Annotated in this window: 1 protein-coding gene and 1 pseudogene; both read right to left on the bottom strand. The window is 73.7% G+C overall.

The features are described 5' to 3' along the window. A pseudogene (locus tag ABZ260_RS50600) lies at window positions 1-196 on the bottom strand (sugar kinase); the annotation flags it as partial. A 142-nt stretch (window positions 197-338) separates the two neighbouring features. Then, a partial coding sequence (locus tag ABZ260_RS50595) for a hypothetical protein (RefSeq protein WP_355632999.1) occupies window positions 339-1,880 on the bottom strand: 1,542 nt, incomplete at its 5' end.

The raw sequence follows: 1,880 nt of genomic DNA, 5'->3' as shown, positions 1-1,880 counted from the left end.
GGCCTCCCGAGGAGATGGCCTCCTCGGTCGGCACGATCCACTGCCGGCTCAGCAGCGCGTCGAGGCGCTGGGCCAGCGTGGACCTGGCCAGCCCGGTCAGCTGGATCAGTTCGGCCCGCGTCCTGGCCCGGCCGTCGCGCATGATGTTCAGAAGCGCCCCCGCGCCGGCGATCGAGCCGTTCGCTTCGCTAAGCATGCGCACAGTCAACACTCCTTGTTTCCGCCACGTCAAAGCGACTTACGCCCTCCGCCTGCTCCATTATGCCTGTCGGTGATTTTCTTTTGCTTAATCACCGACATAAGGGAGCCTATGTGCCCGGCGGGGGAGGGCCGGCCTCTCAGCGCCCGGAGTCCTCGCCCGCCGCGCCGGGGGCCCGGCCGAGGCGCCTGAAGAAGGCGGCCACCGCGTAGGGGTCGACGGGGTCGGTGAGCAGGTCCAGCATCTCCTGCCTCCGCTCTGGGGCGACCTTGAACGGGTGGCCGAACACGTGCGGGCCCGCCCCGTCGCTCAGCAGCCGGGTCAGCATCAGGTCTCCCGGCAGCGCCTGCCCGGAGAGCAGCTCGTCGGCCAGCGTCACCCGCCCCCCGTCGCCGTCCCCGCCTCCGGCGGCGGCCACGGTGATCTCGTCCCCGGAGACGTCGAGGACCTCCCACAGGCGCAGCGGCGTCCGCCGCCACGACTCCAGCAGCCCCACCTCGTCGTCGCGCAGCCACTCGGCGCGCGCGTCCAGGAACTCGCCGACCACGTCGTTCTCGAACAGGGCCAGGTCCGCCAGGGCGGGCTCGGCCACCCGGACGCTCAGCGCGACCAGGTCCTCGATCAGCCGCCTGCGGGCCGGGCGATAGGCGTACGCGAGCAGCTGCCGGTACAGGTGCGCGGCGCGCTCGGGCAGCGGGGCGCCCGGGTCGGTGCGGCACGCGGCGTACTCGGCCGCGTCGCGCACGGCCGGAGCCAGGCCGGGGGAGAGGGAGAGCACCTCGGAGATCAGCCCGGACGCCTCGAACGAGCGGCCCTCGCCCTCGGCCGACCTGGCGATCAGCAGCAGCGCGGCCGGTTCGGTGCGGGGCAGTGCCGAGGCCGGCGCCGGGCCGAGCGGCTCGCGCTCCACCTCGTCGGCGATCCTCGCCAGCACCGTCTCGGAGCGGGACAGGTAGGTGACGGCCTTGGAGAGGTCGGCGCCCTCGCCGTAGGTGCGCAGCGCGCTGCGCACCAGGGCCAGCCTGATGATGTCCAGCGGCGCCAGGTCGGCGACCGACGCCGTGTCCCACGGCGCGCCCACGATGCCCACCCTGCCGGCGTGCACCTCCAGCGAGGCGTTGCGCAGCAGCGGGGAGAGCGGCGGCAGCGGGTCGGCGAAGGTCTCCGGAGCCTTCATCAGCAGCTCCAGGACCACCACGTCGACCGGCACGCCCGGACTGGGCTCCAGCCCTTCCGCGAAGGCGCGCAGCGCGTCGAGGGCCTGCTCCCCGAACTCCTGGACGACCCGCATCACCCGCTCCGCCGGAACGTCGTCCAGCTCGACGGCCGACAGCTCCAGGACGCCGTCGCGCAGGCGCAGCGCGATCACCTGCTCAGGTTCCAGGTGGGCCAGCCAGCCCTCGGGGCCGGTCAGGACGGGCTCTCCGGTGTCGAGGGAGGTCAGCACCCGGCCGCCCCCGGCAAGCGGCACCCCGTCGCCGTCGGCCAGCCGCGCCCACAGCCGCAGGTCGTCGGAGGCCGGCAGCACCCCGCTCGCCAGCTCGGCCCGGGTGACGAGGTGCGTCAGCACCGCGCCCTCGCTCAGCGTCAGAAGGTCGCTCATCACACCATTGTTCTCGACGTCCGGGCATGACGGCGCCGCCCTCCCCGCCACGAGGTCGCACAGGCTCGTGGCGGGGAG

Origin of the sequence: Streptosporangium sp. NPDC006013, assembly GCF_040614275.1 — a bacterium.
Taxonomy (GTDB): domain Bacteria; phylum Actinomycetota; class Actinomycetes; order Streptosporangiales; family Streptosporangiaceae; genus Streptosporangium.
This window is presented reverse-complemented; position numbering and strand designations above follow the sequence as displayed.